Source organism: Paenibacillus aceti (assembly GCF_003614185.1).
Lineage (GTDB): Bacteria > Bacillota > Bacilli > Paenibacillales > Paenibacillaceae > Fontibacillus > Fontibacillus aceti.
This window is the reverse complement of the sequence record NZ_KZ987724.1, coordinates 51962-76883: the sequence shown is the minus strand read 5'-3', so window position 1 is coordinate 76883 and position 24922 is coordinate 51962. Positions and strand designations below refer to the sequence as shown.

At 41.3% G+C, this 24922-nt stretch carries 20 protein-coding genes and 3 pseudogenes; 2 read left to right on the top strand and 21 right to left on the bottom strand.

Annotated features, from left to right (window positions below; all coding sequences use genetic code 11):
• Positions 1 to 39 precede the first annotated feature (39 nt).
• From BFJ94_RS00330 to BFJ94_RS00300, 7 genes and pseudogenes are all read right to left on the bottom strand, one after another.
• Positions 40 to 1053, bottom strand: a complete 1014-nt coding sequence (locus BFJ94_RS00330) for a TadE/TadG family type IV pilus assembly protein (protein ID WP_120460120.1) — start codon at positions 1051 to 1053, stop codon at positions 40 to 42.
• Positions 1022 to 3226, bottom strand: coding sequence for a hypothetical protein (locus tag BFJ94_RS00325; protein ID WP_120460118.1), 2205 nt, complete (start codon positions 3224 to 3226; stop codon positions 1022 to 1024). The genes BFJ94_RS00330 and BFJ94_RS00325 overlap by 32 nt, the downstream gene beginning before the upstream one ends.
• A gap of 76 nt (positions 3227 to 3302) precedes the next feature.
• Positions 3303 to 3974, bottom strand: a complete 672-nt coding sequence (locus BFJ94_RS00320; protein ID WP_120460116.1) for a pilus assembly protein — start codon at positions 3972 to 3974, stop codon at positions 3303 to 3305.
• Positions 3975 to 3980: 6 nt separating this feature from the next.
• A complete protein-coding gene (locus BFJ94_RS00315; RefSeq protein ID WP_120460114.1) occupies positions 3981 to 4178 on the bottom strand; it encodes a Flp1 family type IVb pilin in 198 nt (65 codons plus the stop codon).
• Positions 4179 to 4201: 23 nt separating this feature from the next.
• A complete protein-coding gene (locus BFJ94_RS00310) occupies positions 4202 to 5077 on the bottom strand; it encodes a type II secretion system F family protein (RefSeq protein ID WP_120460112.1) in 876 nt (291 codons plus the stop codon).
• 8 nt (positions 5078 to 5085) lie between these two features.
• Complete coding sequence (locus BFJ94_RS00305; protein WP_120465024.1) at positions 5086 to 5856, bottom strand: type II secretion system F family protein; 771 nt, start codon at positions 5854 to 5856, stop codon at positions 5086 to 5088.
• Positions 5857 to 5894: 38 nt separating this feature from the next.
• Positions 5895 to 6278 (bottom strand): annotated as a pseudogene (locus BFJ94_RS00300) (hypothetical protein); the annotation flags it as partial.
• Positions 6279 to 7063: 785 nt separating this feature from the next.
• Between BFJ94_RS00300 and BFJ94_RS00295 the strand changes: the two are divergent.
• Positions 7064 to 7519 (top strand): NUDIX hydrolase, encoded by a 456-nt coding sequence (locus BFJ94_RS00295; RefSeq protein ID WP_120460110.1) that lies wholly within the window; start codon positions 7064 to 7066, stop codon positions 7517 to 7519.
• 132 nt (positions 7520 to 7651) lie between these two features.
• On the opposite strand, the pseudogene BFJ94_RS26280 reads toward BFJ94_RS00295, so the two are convergent.
• Positions 7652 to 8145 (bottom strand): annotated as a pseudogene (locus BFJ94_RS26280) (transposase); the annotation flags it as partial.
• Positions 8146 to 8838: 693 nt separating this feature from the next.
• Here BFJ94_RS26280 and BFJ94_RS00285 point away from each other — a divergent pair.
• The gene (locus BFJ94_RS00285; protein WP_120460108.1) at positions 8839 to 10080 is read left to right on the top strand and encodes an ISL3 family transposase; all 1242 of its coding nucleotides are present in this window, start codon (positions 8839 to 8841) and stop codon (positions 10078 to 10080) included.
• Between the two features lie 17 nt (positions 10081 to 10097).
• Here BFJ94_RS00285 and BFJ94_RS00280 read toward each other — a convergent pair.
• The 13 genes and pseudogenes from BFJ94_RS00280 to BFJ94_RS00220 form a co-directional block, all read right to left on the bottom strand.
• Positions 10098 to 10519, bottom strand: a pseudogene (locus BFJ94_RS00280) (NUDIX hydrolase).
• Between the two features lie 134 nt (positions 10520 to 10653).
• The gene (gene galU, locus BFJ94_RS00275) at positions 10654 to 11535 is read right to left on the bottom strand and encodes a UTP--glucose-1-phosphate uridylyltransferase GalU (protein WP_120460105.1); all 882 of its coding nucleotides are present in this window, start codon (positions 11533 to 11535) and stop codon (positions 10654 to 10656) included.
• Between the two features lie 339 nt (positions 11536 to 11874).
• On the bottom strand, positions 11875 to 12867 hold the full coding sequence (locus tag BFJ94_RS00270; RefSeq protein ID WP_120460104.1) for a glycosyltransferase: 993 nt from the start codon (positions 12865 to 12867) through the stop codon (positions 11875 to 11877).
• A gap of 116 nt (positions 12868 to 12983) precedes the next feature.
• Positions 12984 to 14093 carry a tetratricopeptide repeat-containing glycosyltransferase family 2 protein gene (locus BFJ94_RS00265; protein WP_162944089.1) on the bottom strand — a complete coding sequence of 370 codons (1110 nt, stop codon included), beginning with the start codon at positions 14091 to 14093 and terminating at the stop codon, positions 12984 to 12986.
• A 37-nt stretch (positions 14094 to 14130) separates the two neighbouring features.
• Positions 14131 to 14757: a PIG-L deacetylase family protein gene (locus tag BFJ94_RS00260; protein WP_120460091.1), complete on the bottom strand. Its 627-nt coding sequence runs from the start codon at positions 14755 to 14757 to the stop codon at positions 14131 to 14133.
• Complete coding sequence (locus BFJ94_RS00255) at positions 14754 to 15896, bottom strand: DegT/DnrJ/EryC1/StrS family aminotransferase (RefSeq protein WP_162944087.1); 1143 nt, start codon at positions 15894 to 15896, stop codon at positions 14754 to 14756. Before BFJ94_RS00255 ends, BFJ94_RS00260 begins: the two co-directional genes overlap by 4 nt.
• Positions 15865 to 16602, bottom strand: a complete 738-nt coding sequence (locus BFJ94_RS00250; protein ID WP_120460087.1) for a WbqC family protein — start codon at positions 16600 to 16602, stop codon at positions 15865 to 15867. Before BFJ94_RS00250 ends, BFJ94_RS00255 begins: the two co-directional genes overlap by 32 nt.
• A 20-nt stretch (positions 16603 to 16622) precedes the next feature.
• Entirely contained in the window at positions 16623 to 17801 is a 1179-nt protein-coding gene (locus BFJ94_RS00245) for a radical SAM protein (RefSeq protein WP_120460085.1), read from the bottom strand.
• A gap of 230 nt (positions 17802 to 18031) precedes the next feature.
• The gene (locus BFJ94_RS26180; protein WP_120460083.1) at positions 18032 to 18271 is read right to left on the bottom strand and encodes a UDP-N-acetylglucosamine 2-epimerase; all 240 of its coding nucleotides are present in this window, start codon (positions 18269 to 18271) and stop codon (positions 18032 to 18034) included.
• Between the two features lie 280 nt (positions 18272 to 18551).
• Positions 18552 to 19745, bottom strand: coding sequence for a transposase (locus BFJ94_RS00235; RefSeq protein ID WP_016311143.1), 1194 nt, complete (start codon positions 19743 to 19745; stop codon positions 18552 to 18554).
• A gap of 374 nt (positions 19746 to 20119) precedes the next feature.
• Positions 20120 to 21793, bottom strand: coding sequence for an ABC transporter ATP-binding protein (locus tag BFJ94_RS00230; protein WP_268238248.1), 1674 nt, complete (start codon positions 21791 to 21793; stop codon positions 20120 to 20122).
• A gap of 43 nt (positions 21794 to 21836) precedes the next feature.
• Positions 21837 to 23609, bottom strand: coding sequence for an ABC transporter ATP-binding protein (locus BFJ94_RS00225; protein WP_120460079.1), 1773 nt, complete (start codon positions 23607 to 23609; stop codon positions 21837 to 21839).
• The gene (locus BFJ94_RS00220) at positions 23606 to 24634 is read right to left on the bottom strand and encodes a glycosyltransferase family 2 protein (protein WP_120460077.1); all 1029 of its coding nucleotides are present in this window, start codon (positions 24632 to 24634) and stop codon (positions 23606 to 23608) included. Before BFJ94_RS00220 ends, BFJ94_RS00225 begins: the two co-directional genes overlap by 4 nt.
• Positions 24635 to 24922: the final 288 nt, after the last annotated feature.

Sequence of the window (24922 nt, the reverse complement as noted above, 5' to 3'; positions counted from 1 at the left end):
CTTGCTCCGCTTGGCCCGCCTATTAGCACAGCATAATAGTCATTTACGCGGACTTTCAACATCGAATTGAGCGGTTGTTCGCAATCCATCCTCTGTCTCGATCACAAAGGTCCACGTCCCCGGCGTCGTATTTCCTCCGACCAGCCAATTCCACTCCACCTTGCCATCTTCACCTGCAGTCGCTTCTCCTAAATATTTGGCCTGGCTAACTCCGCTTTTATAGTACACAGTAAGCTTAGCTGTCGCGCCCGGCTTGATCAAGGCTTCTACCAGAGCGCGATGCCCCGCGTAGGCTGGCTCTGGCTTGGAGAGAATGACCGCAGGCTGCCCTTCCTCCTGCTCCCCATCTCCGTCTTCCTGATCAAGCTCGCCAGTATCCCCGATCCACAGTCTCTCCTCCGCCTTTGCCTGTAGCCTGATTGGCTGCTGGGTAAACGGCATTTTGATCGGCAGCTCATAGCTGAGCTCTAAGCCGAAATAAGGCGTTCTCCCGTTCTTTAAATCAGGAACCACCAGGCGGTTAACATGCAACCGTTCTTCATTCAACGTCGTATCTGCCACAAAAGTTTGAAGCAGCGGCTTGATTACCGGGTCGAGTACGCTCTCCAGAACGTTATTCTTCAGCTCATGCAAAGGCTCGTCCCCTCTGCGGGCTGCAGCCCGCACCCAATCGGAAATGGGCTCCGGCAATGCTACAGCATATTGATCCGCCCACTCCTCAAGAGACAGGCTCGGCATCTTCCCCTCCGATACGGCCCCATCCCCTTTCTCCGCGTGACCTTGATTATCGCTGGAAGCCGCCGAAACGGCCAATGCTACAGGATATATATGAGCCGACACCTGCTTAACGGCATTCGAGGCTACAATTTGCATCTGACTGGAGATCAGCGTCATCTGTACCACATAAATAAAGAAGAAGATGACAGTGATAAATACCGGCATCACCAACGTAGCTTCAAGCACAATGCTGCCGCTACTGCGGCGGGAAGCCACCCACCCGCGATCAGGGCGACCGGTTGAATCAATATGAGAAGTCCGCTTGCTTGTTAACATAATACCGACTTCCTTCCACTCTTCCTTGCAAGACCCCGGTAGCCCCTAGCGACTTAGCTACTCCAGGCAGGAACCATACTGGCATAGACAGAGTGACCCCTCCCCTTAGATAGGTCGCACGCTGCTCTGTGCGTATTCCCGTGTTCATCCGGATGACCCCCAGTATCCGGGACAATCTCCGTTCACTCGGGCCATGCATCAGCAGGAAGATGCGCAGATGATCCCTATAGGTCAACCTCACCTTCATATATTCGCTAAGCAGAAGACTTCCTTCCTTGGTCAGCATCAGCATATCCTTCACGGAATGCTGAATTCCATACAATAGAGCAGAGGCGAGAATCAGCAGTGGATTGCCTTTATGCAAATTTTTCAATAAACCCTCCATCGTGCGAATCGCCAGCCGCAACGTGAAGATTTCCCCATAAGCAGCCGCAATATTTCCTGCCGGATTGTGAAAGCCATACAATATGTATTCAATCTCTTGTTTCCCCGGCGTAAACGAATCGCCTAATGCTTCAGTAACGCTCGAGTCCCCATTGCGCAGCAGTTGTTCCAATGTACTGATATCAAATAAGGAAAAATAATGCGCGATGTACTCCCCTTGAAAAGCCGCATCCGACATAGAGTCCAATATCCGGGATAAGCCGCCATAGAAACCATCCATCCCCGCCATTGCTTCTGCGCCAGCCCCTGTCGGATCATCTCCTATCTTCATTTGACCATCTCCTTCGCCAGACGAGAGAGACTGATTAAAGCTAAGATTATCATTATAGAAAATTTGCAGCTGATCAAACTGTTTCTGGACATCCTTGAACTTATCCTTCAGGCCTGAGATCCTCCCGATTAACCCTCTCGCTTCCTTAAGCTCCGTCCCGGCCTGCTGCTCGATATTACGCCGCTCCCGATCAGAAGCACGGTGCTGCTCAAGCAGACTTTGGTTCTTCTCCAGGATATTGCCACTGCCCTTATCAAAGTATTGACGCAGGTAAGCACTTGTTGCTTGACTTAGGCTGCTCACCGCAGCATATAAGGAAGATTCCGATATGGAAGCCGCCAGAACCGAACCCTCCCATCCGAGAAAAGAGCCTGCCGCCACATAAAATGAATTGAACTCCGACTCCTGCCGCTCGATATCTCCCTCCAGACTCGCTATTAACTCGTCAGTAAGCAGCAATGATCCACTTTTCTCGCGGATAGCAGCGATCTCATCGCCAGTTGTAACACCCTCTTGATCACCAGTTCCTTCATATGCCGCCACATCGTTATAGCCTCCAAGTACAGGACGCTGCTCAGCTTCCTGGATCGTACTCTTCATCTGACCATTTATCACGATAACTTCCTTAAGTAGCTCCCTGGCTTCTGGCAGCAGGATCGCGTGACGGGCAGACGAATGCTGAACGCTTCGATTCAAACCGCTGAATAGCCCCATGGTCATGGATCGATATATAGCAATTTCATAGGAATACTGGCGTTCCTCCGGCTCTCTGTACATGTCCTCTGCATACATGGCCGCATAATTCGCATACCCCTGCGCTACGGATACAGCTGTGCGGCTTCCGCTCGAACCACCTGAACGCGGGATAAGAGCAGCCACCTCATTCACTGTTAAGGCCGCGGAGCGCTGCTTCTCCAGCATTTCATCCAGCTTCGCCTCCCGCTGATTATATAGCTTCTGCAGCTTGCTCAGCAGATCGACAGTATTAGAAGCCTCCTTCATCACATTGGATAATGGCTTGAAGCGGTTCATAATCTCGATCGCAAAATCAATCGGAGCCTTATACTTCATTTCCTCCCGGATTTGCCGTTCAAATACTTCATAGGAGCCAAGTGGCCGCAGCAGTTCAACCGTCGATGAATCCAGCTTCGCAGTCATTATCGGAATATCGTCCTTCCTCTTCGATAGAGTCATATGGTCCTGTAGCACCTTGGACATGATGTAATTCGCATCCGTATCCCCGTATGCAAACAAACCGTACTTCTCCACCAGCTGCGGATCAAAGGAGGATAGAACCGACCTGACTGCCGAACGAGCCAGCATCTCTGTCTTGGTCTGCAGGGCTGCCATTCTGGCAAAATCGATAAATATCGATACAAACGCGAAAACAGAAGCAAAGATAACTACTAGAAATATCGTCACTGCCCCGTGCTCCGCATCTTGCCGCCTCTTGAACAATGAATTTCCTCCTCCCCTGATCCCGCCTACTCGTCTATATCATCATTACGTGATATTCTCGCCGCATCCGCTTGAGTCATGGCTGTTCTCCCTGCTTGCCAAACAGAGTCAACGCCTTCCCTGCTTCACGCTGATCCATTGCTTCGCCGCTACGGCCTTTGAATTTGGCTCCATAATACCTCGCCAAGTCCACGGTTCGAATCCACTCTACCGGATCGACAATGTAGGAAACAGCCTGACCCGATTGGGCGAGATCCCCGATGATCTTCTCTAGAGGAACAAGGGGAACCAACCTTTTCAAGCTAACCTTGACCTTGCGCAGCAGCAGTTTATTCTCATATTGCATTCTTCCGTTAAGTGAAGAAGGAAGCAGTTCACCAGTTGCCGCAAGCTTCTTCATAGGTAGCGCTCCTCCGTCCGAGTAACTGACTGGAAGGGACAGATCCGAAGCGGGCAACTCGCCACTCCAGCCGAAGATGGCCTGCAGCATGCCATCATCCTTAAGCCGCCAATAGAGCGAATCATACTTTCCCGCTTCATAGGCGCCGGTCTGCGGCTTGCGATAGCTGTTATCCCAGGCATAGGCACTGCGTTCGGCAGCAATGGCTGCTGCTTGTCCCAGCGCAGCATTCTGATATAGATACATACAGAAGAAGAGCAGAACTAACACAGCCGCAAAAATAGTTGGAAGCACGAGCGAAGCTTCAAGAATAAAACTGCCCTGCTGCTCACGTATCAGCCGCTTCATCAATCATTAACCTGCATCATCCATGAAGCTTTCCGTCTTGTTCTTCGCTTTACCCAGCAAGCTTTCTAATATCTCCTTCAGCTGCTTACGGAAGATAATAGCCAAAATAACGATAACAGCGATGATCAGAATCATCTCCAGCATTCCCAAGCCGTCTTCGTCCCGCAAAAATGTCCTGATCCTGCCTGTGAATATACTTAACATCCGATACCCTCCCAAAATAATGTTCATAGCTCCAGAATCATCAACGCTGGCGCCCCTACCATAACGATGATAATCAGGAATAGTAATAGCATCGGGAACACAAGCTTTGAAGAGGCTTGCTCACCCAATGTCTTACTCACCGCCTTACGGCGTTCCCATAATGTATGGGACAGATCCATCAACGCCAGCACAAAATCATGGCCACCACGGCGATAGTTCAGTAATACAGAGGTTACAAAGGCAGATACCTCCTGAACGCCCAGCCGTTTACTAACTCCCTCCATAGCCTGTTGAAAGGAGTAGCCGCTCTCCCACTCCCGCTGCATTCTGAATAACTCACGATACAATGGATGCTGTTCTTGACCTGCCTTACGCTCCAGACAACGTTTGATAGCCTGCTGTACCGTTGAACCCGCACCGACCAGCAGCACCATCTTGTTAAGAAGCTCTGGCAGCTCCAAGATGATTTCCCTCTCTCTCCTAACGACCTTCTGATGCAGATCCCCGGCAAGTGCGACAGGAACCAGGACAGCCAGAATAGCACCCGGCATAATGACCATAAGGTCACCGTCCAGAAACAGAGAGAGCAAACAAGTGATCACCAGAATGAGCCAGCCATACGTGAGCATTTCAGCCAAAAATAGCAAAGTATACTCGCCCCCGCGCTTATCTCCGCTAATCTTTTGCACCGAGCGCTGTATTTTGAAGAATAAAATAGGAAATCTATGCGACACTCTAAGCTTCTCCAGCAGAAGCAGCATCGGAGGAGCCATCCACTGCAATCGGAGTCCCTCCATCTTCATATCCCGACATCCCTGGTATTTCTCACGGGAGCCTTGGTACAATATGAGCCAGGCTAGCACTAGTGCAGCAATAGCTGCGACGCTATAAACCTTCATTTCGCCTCCTAGACCCGGATATTCATAATTCTCATCATTAGCCAGAAGCATAGTGCGAACAGAGCCAGTGCAAAGAACGATATGATAAGTCCGATCCCGCTATGCATCGGCCTCATATAATCCGGTGAAGAGAATTCCATAAATACGAGAAAAAATAGCGGAGCGGCGGACATCGCCTTCGCTTCAAATCTTTTCTGGGCGATCATCACGCCGATCTCCTGACTGATCTCCAGCTTCTCACTAATAATCGTTGAAGTACGTCTGATCACCTCGACCAGATCTCCTCCAGAGCGCTTGCAAATCGTAAACACATCAGCGAAATTGCTGATATCCTCCAGTCCAGCCCTTTCACTAAAATTGAGCAGCGCCTCCTCAATCGGTTGACCATACTCCATGCGGGTACATATAATACTCAGTTCAGTGATCATATCGCTTGAATTCCCGGGATACAGCAGCTGCAAATCCTCAATCGCTTCACGAAAGCCATTCTCTACCGATCGTCCAGCCGCCAGCGAAGAGGAGAGAGAATAGAGCGCCTGCTTGAAGTGCAATCCTAGCGCCTCTCGACGTTTGCGGAGAAGATAACCGGTCCAGTATTTAGGTGCATAGGCAGCCCCACTGACGAGGATCAGGCTAATCAGCCATGAATGGAAGAAGATATACCCTATCAAAAAACAGCATCCGCCGCCCACCAGCAATGTGGCCACCCTCTGCCTCGGCGAAAGAGTATAGCTCCGGTAATCTGTTAATCCGCTGGACTTCCGGTCATTCGCCTCCATCGCTGCGGGCTTCGTTCCCCCCGATCTTTTTACCCGTATCACGCCATTCTTCCCCCTGTTTCTGACGTCATCCCCTCCACGAAAACACCGGCCATCTGCAGCTTGTCCACATACCTCAGCGGCTGCCCTGTGCGCCTCAAGCTCCCGATAATTCTCCCGTCCTTCTCCGCCTCCTCCTCGAAAACATAGAGCGGATGCAGCACCACCTCCCCCTCATTCATTCCGCATACTTCAGATATCTCCATCACCCGCCGCGAACGATCACGGAGCCGGCTTAAATGCACGATAATATCGATCGCCGAGGCGATCTGCTGCCTGACAACACCAAGCGGTAGATCCGCTCCGCTCAGCACCATCGTCTCTAGCCTGCTGATCATATCAACTGAGGAATTTCCATGTCCCGTCGATAAGCTCCTATCATTGATATTGTGTATATCATCCTCTTGTTTATATTGACTTCCACAATACGCATGATGGGGAGCTATAATAAGTACTGTGGTAGTAATTGAGATAGCACCAATAAAAGATAGTTTGCAAAAAGCATCAGTACCTCCAAATAGGTTTACGTAGCAAGTTGTTGTTTTTTTTGAATCTCTTGAATAAATCTTAGGGTGAATGTAGGAGTCCTGGTTGGGAAATACACCAACCACACGAGTACATCTTCGTATCTCAATCCTCGTCAGTCACCTGGCGAGGCGATGCCTGAACAATTTTACGTCCACAAAGTCGAGCATATTGCATCCTAATCACAGGAAGGAGGGCATAACTTATTTCTCGATAAAACGTGTCTTGACATGGGGAGTATTACAGAAATTAGGATCAAAAAGGTTAGTACAGATTTGCTACAGATTAGTTCCGATAAGGTCAAATGGAGGGGCGAAAGTGATTGGAATGGCAAGTAATTAAGATATGAACCAAATGATCTTTGAGAAGTGCCAAACTTCACCTAACACCGTATTCACACATCGAGCATTCGCCCACGGTCCAGCACGAAGTAAGAAGCGGAGTCGAAAAAGGTATTTCAGTGGTAGCAAGCGGGATAAGCCGGGACGTACACACCGACCAACTGCGCAAGCGCAACCGATATCTGATGGAATCTTAAATGGGCGGAACGTCATGAATAAATGAACGCTAAGTTAAGTAAAATCGGGGATATGTAAATAAAACATTGTAAGACCAATGAAGACCAGAAAAGGACGTGAAGATCATGAATTACATAAGACAAATAAGAGAGTTAGTAGGAACACATCCTATAATAATGGTAGGAGCGTGTGTGATTCTTATAGACGGTGAAGGACGATTATTATTACAGCATAGAACAGATAATGATTTATGGGGATTACCAGGAGGTTCAATGGAACCCGGGGAAGAAATGAAAGAAGTTGCAAAACGGGAACTTTTTGAAGAGGTAGGTTTAGAAGCTAAAGAATTAGAATTACTAGATATATTTTCAGGACCAGATCTGTATTATCAGTATCCACATGGAGATGAAGTATATAACGTAGTTGTGGCTTATATATGTAAAGAATACAGTGGAACAATTAGAGGCGATGAAGATGAAGTACAGGATATCCAATTTTTCGAGTTAGATAAGATACCGAGTCAAATAAGTCCTCCTGATCTACCAATAATAACAAGATTTATAAATGAAGTAAGAGCATGAAAACATTATTTTAGTTAATCGAGGATCCCCGACACCAATTAACACCGCATTCCAACTGCGTGCATTTTCCCTTGATCGCCGATTTCATAGATGTTAATCAGACGATACATTCAACCTGCTGAGTCGACGACCGATGGCATCCATGTAGACGACGGCGTACTCGCCCTGCAATGGGACGGTTCTGCCATTCCTTGATGAGAGGGTACTATTTTGTTTGTAATATTGAAAATGAGCGTGGGCGAGACTTCAATTCCATATAGATTTTGTAAGTGATCCTGAATCTCCCGTTTGCTGACGACTTTGGCGTAGAGGGCGATGATCTGATCCTCGATGCCTGTCACGTTCTACTGATGCTTTATTTGTCCGGTATCGGGGAACGGAAATCTCCTGCTCGCCATAATCGCATATGACGCTCTTCTTAGCTTATTTCCGTCGCGGCTATTTAGCATCATTTTGGCCTAGACCTCATGCTTCTCGTAGTCCGAGTGGGTGCCCATCTCGGCCTCCAGTATTTCTTGGAGCGTCTCTGCAAACATATCTTTCAAGGCGTTCTGAGCATTCCAGGCAGTAACCAACTTGTTCTCTTTAATGAAAGCCCGTAATTGTTCCTTTGACCAAATTCCCATGTGTTCTCCCAATCTTTCTATCACTTCTATATTTTTCCATTTTTAGGAGTTTTCACAATTTATTCCACGGACTCAAGTGTTGCATGTTTAAAGCTCTTAATTTCGCTATATACCATTTTTATTAAAATTAACAATGTTGTTTGCACTAGGTGATTTCATTTTGATTCTGAAATAATAATTCTGATCGTTTTAGGATTTGGGTTATAATGCTCCGACATAATTGCAATAGCATTTGCTCTAAGTTTCCATTAAAATAAAGGTAGGTCATCGGTTTCTCTCCTTCTGGTTTGATGGACACTTACCAATTTGGAGATACCGATGACTTTTCCTTTTTACTTTTGCGAACTTAATTGTACGTTATCCAGAAAGTTTAATCGGCTTGTCACATAACGAATTCCGACAAGCTGCATAAGAGGAGAAAAAAATCCGCTCAATTTATTAATGAACGGAGGATACTGGCTATTTTTGTTTTTTTACATTGTCTACTTGACAGGGGGCACTTCATAAAATCATTCTTGGACTTTTATTTCTAGTAAGGATTAAGAAAAGACATTCCTATGGAGCATATTTAATAATAAAATTGGCTCAAAGCCGAAATCAGTGCTTGACGGTTTAATCCGAGGATAGAGATAGAAAAACATCTGCAATTCCTGTAATGTTGAAAGTCCGACCAATCAACAAAGGAATTGACATATGCAGACCCAGTATATCAATGAAATGCTCAACTTGCCAGAGCTAAGGATTCACCAAATTCTGTCCATCGATACCGATGAACTTCATATAGATGCTATACCGCTGGGCGACAAGCAGTCTTGTCCATGCTGCGGGTCCGATCAGGATGTCATCCTGAAGGGCAGGAATGAGCCGCGAATCGTCAGGCATCTTCCGGTTTTCGGGAAGAAAACCTATCTGCACGTACCGTCCATTCGCATGCATTGTAATCGTTGCGAAACCGGGTTCGTTTGGGCCTACAAATTTGTCGGACCGAAGCAGCGCTACAGCCGGCTCTTTCGCTCCCATACGGTTGAACAAGCTCTTGGGTCCACAGCTGCGCACAGCGCCCGAATGCAGCGAGTCCCTGCCAGCACGGTACAGCGGATGCAGGAGGAGGCGATTCCAGCTGAGCAGGAGCGCATCCGTGAACAGGCATGGAAGGAGGCAGCGGCAAGCGACCGTCTGGTCCTGGGTGTCGACGATTGTGCGATCAAGAAGGGACATACGTACAACACCGGCATTCACAATCTGCGCGGTGAAACCATGCTGGATGTGATTTCCGGACGCAAGCTGGACGACCTGCGCGCGTATGCCTTGCAGCATCCGGACTTCCGGCAGCTGTCTCCCTATGCGGTGGTGATGGATCTGGCCCCGGCTTATCATACGTGGATCAGCGAATGTTTTCCCGATGCCATCCGGATTGCCGATCGTTTTCATGTGCACGGTCACGTGATCGAAAGCTTGCAGGCGGTACGCAAAACGGTTCAAAGCACGCTGTCACCGCGAGCCAAAGCGTTGCTCAAATCGCAGCATCGCCTGCTAAATCCGCCGAAAGACACACTAACGGAAGAGGGCCAGAAACGTTTGGAAATCCTGCTGGGTTACTCGCTCCTGCTACGAAGCGTATGGGAATGGAAGGAAGCTTTTTCCGTTTGGTACGACAATTCGCCGAATCATGCCGTCGCTTTGCTCGGGTTTGATCGCTGGTGCAGGCAAGGGGATCAGATCGATCATGTTGCCGTTCGAGCGACCTTAAAGACCATGCGCCACTGGAAAGACGCCATTGTGAACTATCATCGTTGTCGCTTCACGAATGCAACCGTCGAAGGACGACACAATCGCATCAAAGCCTATCAACGCCGCCATTATTTCACCCGTAACCGTAGTCGCTACATAGCGGGCATTCTCATTGAATGCAACCGCCATCGTTTATTGGACTGACTGTCAAGCACTGATTTTTAGATTGAGCCATAAAATTCATGTAAAAATGGATGTGCCTCTTCATTTAAACAAAGCTCTATTCTCTGCTTGAAATTACTCCAAGTTACCATCTTTAAGGCTTCCTCAGTTTGAAAAAAAACCTACCTCCAAAGACTCAGGAGATGTTGTTAAGTTCCCACCGATTACTTTACCTAAAAATAAGGTGCTACAAATGCCAAGTGATACATTTTGAAAAACACCACAAAATTTTTTTACCTCAATTTCTATACCGCTCTCTTCCTTGGTCTCCCTAACCACCGCTTCTTTCAACGATTCTCCTTCTTCGACCATCCCTCCAGGCATTTCCCAGCCACGATCGGGGCCTTTTATTAGTAATATTTCGTTATTCTCATTAAGTACAATTGCAAGCCGCAGATAAGTAATGTTTTGGAATCACCAAATTCCCTCCAATAAAACTGCAATTATAGACCCTCGTTTGCCACTCATTCGCTACTCTTATTCGTATTTACTAAAATTGAAGTTATATGTAATATGTATCGGTGTTATGATCCCCATATTAATATGGGGCCATGATTAAATCTTAATACGTTCTTTTTTTATAACCATGGTTAAATATTCGAGCAACTCATGCCGCAAATCCTCTCGATGTAATGCAAAATCTAACGTTGTTTTAATAAATCCAATCTTTTCACCGACATCATAACGAACTCCCAAAAACTCATAAGCATAAACTTGCTCATGCTCAGTTAGTTTGGCAATTGCGTCTGTTAATTGAATTTCTCCTCCTCTCCCTGGCTCCTGATTATCTAAAATCTCCATTATCGCAGGATTTAAAATATATCTCCCCATTATTGCTAAATTGGATGGTGCATGTTCCTTTTTTGGCTTTTCCACAAGATGAGTTACATTATACAATCGTTCATCAAATTGCTCTCCTTTAATAATCCCATAGCGCGTTACATCATTATAATCCACTTTTTGTACACCTATCACTGATGTGTTGTATCTTTGATATTGTTCAATCATTTGCCGCAAACATGGTTTGTCCGCTTTCACAATATCATCACCTAGTAACACAGCGAACGGTTCATTACCGATAAACTTTCGAGCACTCCATATTGCATGTCCTAGACCTTTAGGTTCTTTTTGTCTAATATAATGAATATCAGCCAATTTTGAGCTCAATTGGACTTGCTCTAACAGTTCCAGCTTTCCTTTTTCGAGTAAAGTTTGTTCAAGTTCAAATGAATTATCAAAATGATCTTCGATCGAACGTTTTGCCTTACCTGTAACGATGATAATATCTTCAATTCCGGATTCAACAGCCTCTTCAATTATGTATTGTATTGTCGGCTTGTCTACAATTGGTAACATTTCTTTCGGCATGGCCTTTGTAGCCGGGAGAAAGCGGGTTCCTAAACCAGCTGCCGGGATAATAGCTTTTTTAATTTTCATTTGGCTATCAGCCTTTCAGATCTAATAAAAATGGTATGACAATCTTCCTATTATATTGGTTCTTTATTTTTTCAAATATTTCCCACATCACTTAACACTTAAGCTTGTCAAATCGATTTTCCGATCATGGGGCGATATACATATCACAAGATTAACCATTTACTAATACTCGATATCAGTAATCTGTGACGGTCTAACGAAATTATTTAAGTACATTTTACTCTGAAGTGAAAGAAGCACCTCAATAAAATGAGCTAACAAAGCTCATGGAGATTGCAAATAAATAATTACCTGCAATACGCAAATAATCAAAGCTAATCTAACAGAATCCTACTAATCCTAACTTTGCTGAATTGAGTAAAGTTCCCTTAGTTCACTTAAGACATTGTTATTTTCATTAGCAAAACGCATTAATTCATTAGCAGTCGAAATTTCAATTTTCCCAAGATTCCAACAACGATAATATAAATAACAAGCTAACTCTTTATATTTTTCACAAAAATATAATGTGTTTTTTCTTAATGCAGGTGCTATTTGTTTTGGATTCTCTCGCAAATGATATTGATGGAAATTATATGCCATTCTATTAATTTTCATTTCTCCTCCAGCTCTAAATAGCCTGTATGATAAATCGGTATCCTCCATACCCCAACCAATAAAATTTTCATCAAAATGACCAACACTATCCAAAAGTTCCCGTGATACTGATAAGTTTGCGGTAGTTCCGAGAATCCAAGGAAAGTAAAACCCCTCAAGCTGGTCCCCATATTTGTTAATAATAGCAGGAAAGTTGTCATAGCCATTCCAGACAATGTATTTTTCGAATTCAGGAGTATGAAATCGTTCAATCATTTCCTTCTTAACCAAGTTTATACTTGACCCTTGCAATAGCTCTTTTGACAGTTCTGGATTGTTTGCTAATATCTGAACTAGCTCATTTTGACGAAAAACTATCCCTGGTTGTAGAAACGTTAAAATGTTATGCTTCCATCCAATTACAATTTTATTATCTCCGGTCATGTGTTCCTTTAAATGTTCGCTAAGAAATGATGGGTGAACAATTCTATCATCATCATTGAATACTACGTATTTTCCAACTGCTTCTCTTAGACCGGAGTTCCTAGCGGCAGATCTGCCTTTATTCTGTTGATAGATATATTTAATATTCAATTTACTTTCGTAACTACTCACAATATCTTTAGTATTATCTGTACTACCATCATCAATGATTATTAATTCATATTCATTGAAATTTTGGTTTATAAACGATGAAAGTGTTAAGTCCAAATACATTGATTTATTGTACGTCGGGATTATAACACTAATTATCATTTGGTTCTCCTTTGTATAGGTGAAATTTTGAATATAACTTTAAGGCCTGTCCCCATCGCCACTTTTTTTTGATTGTGCAATAATAAACCTTTACCCTCGGAACCTTTCATTAGGAATTACTTGTTCTTCATGCAAGCGAGAATCCTTTCCAGATTTGATTCTATAACAACATTTTGATGTAAATATGGGTTCGGAGAATCTCCGTCACAGTAAATAACTGGATTTAATAGATAAGGATTCAATTTAAGAGCAGAATAATAGTATTCGTCTGCTTTAGAATCTCCTAATCGGTCATATATTACACCGATATTTAAATAGTTATGAGCAGCATTAGGATCCTTTTCGATTGCTCGAAAGGAAGCACTCAATGCCTTTTCAAACAATCCGAATTTCATATAGTTCATTGCTGAAGCAGTGTGAATTTTTGATTGGAACTGGACATTTGCTGTTTTTATGTTATCCAAAACAAAACTAGCTTTATCGAAGTCATCTTGTAAAATATATAATTGTGCTAAATGAAGTGCTGCTCTATTTCTAATATCAGAAGGAGCTTGTGATAAGATAACTTTTTCCAGATTGACTTCAGCTTTTTTATATTCCCCAACTGCAATGTACTCATTGCCTAAAAGTACTTGTATACCAGGGTCTTTTATTTCCTCCATTGATAATTTAATATATTTTTCCCTTTTCTTGCTTGTCCTTTTACCATCAAGGCTATCCATATGATGTATTGGTGAATATAGCCCTCTATGTATGACACCTCCTAGTTTATCAATTGATGGTCTGGGAGATGGGTGTATCTTTTTATCGTTATAACGAATTTGATCATGATTCCTGAATAGGCGCATCATTTCTATATATGCCCATCTCCCAGTACCCAGATATTGATAAAAAGGTAAATAAGCCCCCATAATTATTTGAGGTGCGTTTGAAATAAATTTTCTTATTTGCTTCATTCCCTCTGAAGTAAGTCTTTCATCGGCATCAATTGCAAGGATCCATTCTCCAGTCGCTTGCTCTAAATAAAGATTTCTTGCCCGATCGAAATAATACTCATCGGAATATATAACTTTACACCCGAAATCTTTTAAAATGTCCAAAGTCTTATCTGTAGAACCATTATCAACAACCAATATTTCATCTGCATATTGAGCTACGCTATTCAAACAATCCTTAATATTATGCTCTTCATTTTTTACCATAAGACAAACTGATAACGAAGACAAAGTATACCCCTTCCCTTCAGAAGTAATTTAAAAGGACTTATATTATTTCTTTTTTATTTACTAATTGAAATGTTTCAGCGTATTTTGCATTCATTTGATACCCACGCCATTCAGCCAATTTGATAAGGTCTTGAAGATAATGAGCCATGTATCCTTTTAATTGCGACTGATGCATAGAAAATGCTTTAACTTTGTTTTCCAGATAATCAGTTATGTCCACATAAACATTTGGTGTAAACTCATTACTTTTTATAAAGTTGCTTTGATTGGTTTGTTCAAAGTAATATAAGTCAAATTTGTGTTTTCTAAAGCAGCTTATGACGGATTCAGATAATATCCGATGGTCCTGATGGCTATCTTTATTCCAATGTGTAAAAATTGCATCAGGATTGAACACTGCGATATAACCGTCTAATTTACTCACCAATTCATATTTGCTAATTTGTTCAACACCACAGGGAAAGTTAGTATCAAAAAACTCATAATCTATTCCCATAAATTCCGATGACATTTTAGTTTCTATTTTTCTGATATCAACATTATTTGGAATTGAGACAATAATATTTTTAATAATGCAACCTTTATCGACAAGCTTTAAGATTGTACCCCCCATTGCAATTTCTGCATCATCTGGATGTGCAGTAAGAATTAGCACCCTTTTCATCGCTTTCCAACCTTCCGATAATATTTTTTAGGATTCTTTTGCTTAACAAAATTTCCTAGCAGTTCTATTACACTTTGAGCATCTGACAGACTTAAACCTAGATGGCAGGGCAAAGTAAAGTGTTTTCCAGCGTAATTGAGAGAATTTGGCATAATTTCTGAGAATTTATCTTTGACACTTGGATGTTGATTAATTTGAATTCCGTAACAATGACCTAATGCTATTCCCCGTGATTTAAAATACTCAACTATTTCCTCAACAATAAAGTTTGTTCCAACTATATATTTATAGTATGGGTGAATCCTCTCATTGTTTATTGGTTGAATTATGAAGTGTTCGCTATATTCACCTAATATGATCCCACTATATAATGTTGCAATTTCATTTCTTTTTTTAATTATCATTTCAAGCTTCTTGATTTGTAAGTAACAAAGGAGTGCACTAAACTCACTTATATACCAGTTCGAAGATAGGAAATGATTAATACCCATTCTATCAGTTCCATGAGATCTAGCTATCATAGCAAAATCAAATAAGCCTTTATCATTTGTTGTTAAACCCCCCCCAGTCCCTCCTGTCACTATTTTAGTTGGGTAAAATGAGCACGCCGATGCGAATCCAATGCTGCCAGCTTTATAATCCTTATATTTTGCACCAAACGCGTGTGAACTGTCTTCAATCAATAGAATGTTCTTTTCAGCACAAATTTTTTGAATTTCCTCAATCTGCTCAGTAACATACCCAGCTACATGTACTAAAATTACAGCTCTTGTGTTAATATTAATTTTTGAAATAAAATCCTTAAGATTAATGCAATAATTCTGTGGGTCAATGTCAACAAGGATTGGGATCCCCTTTGCATTCTGAATAGCGTAAAGAGTTGAAATAAATGTGTTATTTGGGATTAACACCTCCCTATTTTCACAATGTATGTATTTGAGAATAATTTCGAGGGCGGCAGTACCGGAAGAAAGGCTAACAGCGTAATTAGATGATGTTACGTTTCTAACTTCACTCTCAAGATTAAAGGTGTATTGTCCATCTATTAGAACACCTGATTCTAGTATATTTTTTGAATGGGTCAGAAAAGCAGTTTTATCTTCACTACTAAACCATGGTAAACTGTTTTTTATATTCAACAGCGAAACTCTCCTTTTCACTAAGAAAGTATGTTCTTATATCCTGCCTAGAGGCTTGAAACAACCAATCTATAATAGATAAATTGTTCACAAATTCATTGCTATAATTTTGGCGGTATGTAGGATGAATGAAGTTTTGAGAAACTAATTTTATTCCTTTCTCTTGAAATTGTTCTCTTTCAAGATAACTACTGTCTCCACCATAAATATAGCAATCAGAATCTAATTTCATGCAGATATCTACCAGTCTTCCTGTTTTCCCTAGTTGAACTTGGAGGTCAGACGAAAATATCATTTGGGATTCTAAATTAAGATAATCGAGAATACTCTTTATAATATCCATATTTAGGTCAATAAGAAATGTATTTTCCTTTTGATAAATGTGTTCAAGTCTTTCAAAAAAAGGAGAAAAATTGCTGCTACCCTTATACGAATAATACAAAGTATCAAGATGTTTTTTTCTCCAATTTATGTCATATGAAATTTCGATCTTGTTTAAATACTTATTAGATTTATTTTTTTTGACTGGGACTGATAGTAATACAGTCCCATTTTTAGTCAAAATGGTGTTTCTATTTTGAAATTGATTTTTAGAATAGTAAACATCATCTAAAACTACAAACAAATCAGAAATTGCAATTTTATGTATCAACCCAATCCAAGGCAAAAAATTAGGCTGATGGATTCCTACCATTTTAGTAGTCATATATCATCTTCACGCCCCTTTTACAAATAATATCCGTGCTTAAGGTCAAACTTATCAAGTCTAGGAGCGTTGATACTTCCTTCTAAAAAGGAATCCATAACTTTGTTGTATTTATGGTGTCTGCACATTCTTAGATCGCACCCACCTCTCTTCATTTGGCTATTCAACTTATTAATAACATTTAAATGTTGTTCTGATCCCCAAATCTCATTCATTGTTTGGTTATTAATATTACCTATGCAGAATTCCTTATTAGCTCCATATGGTACCTCAATAAAAACTTCACCAAGGGTTGAAATTAATAAATTGTGCCCCATCATAACAGTCCAACAATTACTTGCCGGTTGTATATCTTTTGGGGGCAACAAACTTCTCAAAAAGTCATCTACGTACTCCTCATTAATGTTCATTTTACGTCTAACCAACTGTTCAAGTTCATTTTTCTGATCTTTTGATAGTTCTACATCCTGACCTTCCTCAAAGTTGTTCACACATCTCATAAATATATATTTAGTATTAAGATTTTTGTAGAAATCATATATTTCAGGTAAGTATTTATAATTAACCCTATTGATCAATAGTTTTGCCGAGACCTCTGGGTAGACTAACCCCATCTCCTCTTTCATTTTGATAAGTCTTTTAATATTCTCAGTCTGAACTTTAAAACCATTAGTCAATACAACGTTTCGAAATAACTCTGGTGTATGCGCATACACACTTATCGCAATGAAATGAAGTTTCTTTAATATTTCGGGTTTCAGCATTCCACGTAGCATTATTCCATTAGTGACTAGACTTGGTTTACAAAGTTCTCCATAATTTTGCTCTTCAATTAAAGTTGGAAGATCGACTCCGCCATCTCGCCAAGACAAAGGTTCGCCACCACCAGTATAAATGATGCCACGAGTCCCCATCTGAATTAATTCCTCATGAGTCCTTCGTATTACTTCAAGTTTATTCTTTTGTAAATGCTTGTTTCTTTCTTCATAAGAACAAAATACACAATGTTGGTTACAAACAGCCGTCAGTTGGAAGTCAACGGTCCAAGGTGCTGGAGCAATTCTTAAAAACTCCTCCCGAGTAAGAGTTCCATTAAAGTTTTGTATTCTGCCAGTGTATAGCACCTTATCCTCTTCAAACTCTTCTTTAGGCTTATCTAAAACCGACAAGGGGGTAAGACCTTTTTTTTTCAATTTCATTTTTCATTCCTCATTTCATAGTATTTTTTTAAATTGGTCTGGAGCGTTGGTGATTAAGCCAAAGTAATAAGCCAAGTAGTGAACAATCCGATTTGAAGCGTTTCCATCTCCAAACGGATTATTAGAAATTTTCATTTTTTACAAACCACTTCGTCTGTTAGCAAGGATCGGCAAATATTATATATGTCCGTTTCTTTGGTTCCCATTATAACAACAGAATTAGAAGCAATTTATCTCTTACTTTTCAGTAGTATCTCTCGCGTGCTAAAGACTGCAGATTCTTCTTGTAAACCACCCGTATGACTAAAAACTAAATAAGAGCGTGCAATTAGGTTAACCATGTCAGCAAAATCTAAAGGCTCTAATAAAAATATCCCTTCTTGATCGGAGAGAATACTATATGCGATTTCTCTCACTATCGGGTTTAGATGTACAGGATAAATTAAAATCGAATCTGGGTTGTGTGTCACCGTGTACTAAAACCATGTCGCTTCTCTTTTTCAAAGACTTCTCATAAACCCGTAATAATCGTTGAGGTTACTTATACGAGTGTTTGATTCTCTTTCATAATATTTAGAGCTTCCTCGCTATACTAGGTGCCTGGTGTCTGTTTAATTGAGTGTTTTGCATAATTCCGTTTCAGAGAAGAAGCGATAGCATATTCACTGTCGTTAAGGGGTAATTTTCGAAAATGGTATTATATGGGTGAAGAAAAGGGCAGACTTGCAGAATTTTAGAACAGCTCGTTTTTTAAGCGGCAGCCCGTTTTGAATGATGAGAAACGGCGAGCGCAGATGCAAGCAGAACAATGGCATTCAAATACTGGTGAGTTGTGACTTTCTGAATGCCCCGGACATGTGCGGCGTCTGCCGTCAAATAGGTTTTCAATCGGGAGTTGCAGCGTTCTACGCTGGTTCGTTCATTGTAAAGTTCCTTCCAACGCTTTGTATCCCGATGAGGGATGCTGTATCGCCGGAGATCATCCTTCGCATTTACTTTGACGACCATTCCATAGTTTGAAGACGAGCAGGCAGCCATGCCAAGCGGACAGTCGACTTTACCCGTGGCATGCGGGCAGCGAAATTTATGCATATCGCCGTCAACTCCCCAGTATGTCATCGCATAACCCATGGAACAGCACGGTGTTCCGTTCGAGGTCATGCCAGCAGGCGGTTCCTTCTCCCCCCGCAGATTAAGGGGAATGATGGCTTGTGCCTTGACGTTGCGGGCGGCCTCATAAACTTTCATTTGGTCGTAGCCCGCATCGAGTATGAAAAATCGTGTGCTCGTCCTGGACGCTGTTTTCTCGATCAGGCCCGGCGCCATTTCTCCATCATTGACATGCGCCGGCGTTACTTCCAAGGCGATCGGCAATTCACTTTTCGTATCGACCGCCAGATGAATTTTGTAACCAAACCATGTGATTTTATTGCCGAAGGAATCAATTTTTGCGCCCCAGTTCGCATTACCCGTTTGCTCGCTTTTGCGTTTGGGCTGCTTTTTCTCGTAAGCGCGGAGAGCGGCGCTGTCTATGGCGACGTTACTGCCTTCTATGATACCTTCCTGCTGACAGCGTGTGACCAAATCCTCAAAAAGCCGTTTTGCCAAGTCCTTTCTCGTCAGTTCTGAGAAAACTCGGCTTAATGTGGATATGGAAGGAGCTTCTCGATCCAGCGGAAGACCACACTGATAACGAAACCGGAGATCCGTATCCAAACGCTTATGCAACCCTGAAAAGGTACTTATTCCTTCAAGCGGCGCAGCCAAGAGTGCTCGTAGAATACCTTGTCTGCAGTATCCCTCAGCGCCTCGGGGTGAACGGCTTCTCAGTTCCTTGGCATACGGTCTCAGATCGAGAGAACTGAAGAAGATCGGCAATCTCTCCTTGGGTTGAATTTTTAAAAGTTCTTCGAAGGAAAACAGACATTCTTGGAGAATATACAAAGTGACTTCCTCCATCCTTGAGGTTTTTGGGTTTGGTCACTTGAAAACTTCTCCAAGTTGGGGTGAAGTCCCTTTTTTATGTCCGAAAATCCTTACGGCTCAAGGCCTCAGATTACTGCAAAACGCTCAATTATGAAAATGCTAATTGCATAGTAAGAACGTTGCTAGAGCGGGATGATAAATGAGAATCTCAATAAGTGGCGGCGAAATTTGATTTTTGACATTTTCAAGGTAACTCTTTAACTTGAAGAGCCCTGGAAACTGGTTTTACTTAATTCAAAGATAAATACAATAATTTATTAAGTAGTATTCCATTTCGTGTTTTGACCCATACTACTATTAACATTAATAAGTAACGTGTTCAATTGGAACTTTCAACCTCCATACATATCCGAAAATTGTAATTGATGGTAATACAATTTATTGAGCATTAATTGCTGATGTGTCCCTCTCTCTACAATTCTTCCATCCCGGATAACAAAGATATAATCGGAGTTTTCTATGGTCGATAAACGGTGGGCACTATATATCGTCGTTTTACCGGCTCTAACTTTGTCTAGGTAGTTCAACACCAACCGTTCAGTATCACTATCTAGAGCGGAGGTAGCCTCGTCTAGAATCAGTATTTCTGGATCTCTAACAATTGCTCGAGCAAGAGCTAAACGTTGTTTTTGCCCTCCAGAGAGAGTAATCCCCCTTTCGCCAATCAATGTTTCAAATTTTCCAGGCATATCATTAATAAAATCAAATACTTGCATTGAATTACACATCTCTGTGACCATTTCAATTGATATGCGAGGGTCTCCAAGGGTAATATTGTCCATGATAGTTGCAGGAAATATAAACGGATCTTGTTGAACGAAGGAAACCCTTCTCGACCAATCATGTTCATTCATTTCCGTTATCGGTAGACCATCAGCCACAATTGCTCCGGTAGAAGGTTTATGCAATCCGGCAAGCAACTGCAAAAGTGTGGATTTACCGCTACCACTTGCTCCTACGAAAGCAACTTTTTTTCCTATTGGGATTTGTAAACTAAGATTGTAAATAAGCCACTCCTGAGAATTTTCATCATACGAAAAACTGACATTCTTAAACTGAAGCTCTGTTATAGCTCCAGCGATGACACATTCTCCGTTTTTTTCGAGATTGCAGTTCTCATCCATTACAGCATTAAGGCGTTCCAGACTTGCCACTGTTCCGTAAGTTGAAAGTATACGTTGAAACAAATCATTTAAGGAGTTCAGCAGCAATGTACTTAATTGATAGATGACAACAAAAGAGCCAACGGAAAGCTTGTCGTTCATGATGAGATAACCGCTATAAGCTATAATAATTAATTTACTTCCCCACACTAAAGGTTCAGAAAGCAATACTTGGTTGTTGCTTACCCTTCCTTCGGTTAGAATATTTCTGAAATACCGTTCAAATAACTGATCAAATTTCTTTTTCTCATAATCGATACGGTTGTAAGAAATTGATTCACGTGTAGCAGAAATACTCTCTTCCATAAATAGCAAGATGTCCGACTTCGAATCCAGAACAGAGCGGGCGCTTTGCTTTGTGCGCTTGGAAAAGTAATAAACTGAAGCAAGGTATAACAATCCGATAAGGCAAAGCAACATAAAGATCACACGATGCTCATTCAATATGATTATCAAAATAGCTAGGATCTTGATGAGAATACCAATAATCTTAGGAGTATAGTCTGCGATACCTGCAGAGAGATTAATCGTATCTCGAGTCACATAATTCACATAATTAGAAATTCGCTCTCCATAAAATTTCCCAATCGGTAATCGAAAGACTATTTGCATGAATTTTTTGCACAATATCCTGTACAGGGAAAACTGCAGGGTTCCGTTGTAAAAAGGGGCCAAAGTATGCATAGTAACATATAATAAAATCAGTGCGAGGAATAACAACATCGTCTGTCCAAAAAACTCCGTTTTATCGCCTAGCATGTAGGTATCAATGATAATACGTTGTATGTAAATAAGAGAAATCTCTGATAAGCTTTCCATTAACCATAAGACGCCCCCAAACATTAAACCCCAACGTATATTCCTGATTGAATCCAATATCCACCTGCTAAACATGGTCATACTCCCCCGAAAGCAACAGGCTATAAAAAAAACCTCGACTTTTTACAAGCTCATCGTAAGTTCCTTCTTCTACAACTCTGCCTTTGTGTAGCACAATTATTTTATCGTAATCCTTAATTGTGGTAAGTCGATGGGCGATAGTAATTACAGTACGATTCTCTGCTAGTTTGCATATCGCTTTTTGAATCTTCTTCTCTGTCAAATTGTCAAGTGCAGATGTTGCTTCATCAAGAATGATCACTGATGGATTCTTCAGAAAAAGTCTTGCCAAGGCAATTCTTTGCTTTTGGCCTCCCGACAAAACTAGCCCACGTTCCCCGACAATAGTATCATATCCATGCTCCAACTCCATGATAAAATCATGGCATTCTGCTGATTTCGCAGCTTGAATGATCTCCTCTCTTGTGGCATCACCTCTTCCGAAAGCAATATTCTCCATTACGGAACCACCGAAAATAAAATTCTCCTGATGTACTATTCCGATTTCTTCTCGAAGTCCTTTCAAGGATAATTGTTTGATTGGAATACCATCTAGGGTGATTCTCCCCCCTGTGACTTCATAGAAACGGCATAGCAATTTAATTATTGTTGACTTCCCTCCTCCGCTCGTGCCGACCAGTGCCGTTTTTCGATTAGCCTCAATTCGCAAATTTAATCCACTGAGTAATTCTGGTCTGCTGGGATAACGAAAAGAAACTTCCTCGAATAGTATCTCTTTCTTTACTTTTCCGAGCACACAAGGGTTTGATGTTTCTTTTACTTCCGGTTCTAAATTCATAAAAGAATACAATTGACTGGCATTTTGGATCAATAAACGTTGCTCCATCATCACAGTAAGAAACTGAGCAACAGAATTAATTAAAATAAAATAATAGAATAGGAAGGCAGAAAATCCTCCAACCGTAATTTCCTGATGATTAACCAAGAATAGTCCGTACAAGAAAACTGCAATAATCCCGGTATATACCGTAAATTGTCTGAACGAATTCCTTAATAGGTTAAACAGCATTGAGTATTTCCAGACAAACAAAAATTCATCAATAACATTGACGAACCGTTCCATTGCCCAGAGTTGCCTTCCAAATATGCGAATCTCCGTCAAAGCGTTCAAAGTCTCATGAGCCTTCTGAAGTACTAACTTGCGTTTAATTGGCCATAACTTAGTGTAATATGCAGCTCTGCGCTCAAACTTCGGGCTGAGAACATAATATATCAACAAGCAGGGCAGTAAAAGTAACGAGAGCTCCAAGTGAATGGTCAAAATGATACATATGACAACACTCATGATTAGACCTTGTTTCACTAACTCTGGTATCAATAAACGGTACATCTTTTGCACAGATTCAACTTCCTGCCCAACCATACTTAATGTTTCACCAATTGTTGTTCGTTCGAAATAAGCGAAGCCCAATTCTCTGCTTTTACGAAAAACGTCCCATTGGATATCCTTTGCAGCATATTCCTGAATACTACGTTGAACCGAATTTTTCCATACCGTAATGCCGGTTATCAATAAAACAAGTACCAGCATAAAGGCGACAAAATAAATCAGTCTACGAAAATCCTGTTGTGGAATAATGACATCAATGATATATTGCACACCTTTGGGAATTATCATTTCAAATAATGTTACCGCGATCCCAAGGGACAGAAATAATCCAACCTGATTTCGGTAAGGTTTTAAATATGAAAATATCCATTTATATACTGACAGATATCCAAACTTATTTGTTTTAAAAATTGATGTGAATAAGTTCATCGTAGGTTAAACAAACTGGCGGCATGATGCTTGGCGTAAGCGATATAATCCTGAGCTAAAGCAGTATCGCTTATCTTAATATAATTTTCATAAATAGCATTTGCCTCCGACAAAGTAATTTTTGATGAATGAGCAAATGTTCTGAGCCATAGCATAATTAATAGCGACGTTTTATCGTCCATACTATATTTTTCGTACATGTAACGAGCATTGGCGAATAATTCGTTTTGTAACTCTCTTTCCCGGGGATGCTCTTGGTGATAATTTATCGCTTCTGGGTTAAACACAAAGCTATACCCCTTCAGGTAAAATTGAAAGGCAAGATCGGTGTCCTCCCCCCCCCAGCCATTGAAGTTCTCATCTACAAGTTGTTCGTCCAATCTTTGATAAGACATGTTGCCCGTTGTAGCCAGAACCCACCCGAAATGAAAATTTTCAAGTTTATCAGTAAATACTTTTCTGACCTCAGGGAAATTATCTGGCCCCTCAAATAAGTAACATCTACGAATAGCCTCATGGAAATTATCTCGCAAAGTATCGGCCGTAAGTAGCTCTTGTTCCTCTTTTAGTATTCCCTCAACATTTTTTTTGTTACGGACGAGCAAATCCATATATCCCTTTTTGACAGAATCAAAAATCTTAAGTGAATTAGTATATTTTCGAAGTACACAATGTTTTGAACCTATGACTACAGTTTTCTCCCTTGATGAAAGCGCATCCATATGTGCTTTAACAAAATTCTCATCAGGAAGCCGATCACTGTCAATATGTATTATGTAGTTCCCTTGAGCGAGTTTAAGACCATGATTACGAGCAGAACTTCTTCCCAGATTTGGCTGCTTGGTATATTGAATATTCAGCATCGAATCATACTTATTTACAACCCTCTCAGTCTCATCATCTCCACCGTCATTAACGATAACCACCTCAAAATCTTTGAATGTCTGCCGTGTAAACCCCATCAGAGTACAATCTAACTCGGCAGCTTTATTATATGTTGGTGCTATTACAGAAAATCGCGGCATATATCAATTCCTCCTTAAGCAAAAGTATATATGTCATTGTTGTTGCAACAGCAATCTTCATGCTTTTCAATTATATTGAACTCTACAAAATGGATTTTTCTAACATTCATTCACCTACCTACTGATAGATTAGTATCGCAGTTTGCATCAATTAGGTTTTTTGGATAAATCATGTATAAAACCTATTAATATTTTAACAATACCACATTTAAACATATATGTCTCTTTTTTTGGATGTGGTCTCAAAATTTCAGGTCACAATTAATACTGATATTTTCATGTCAAAAA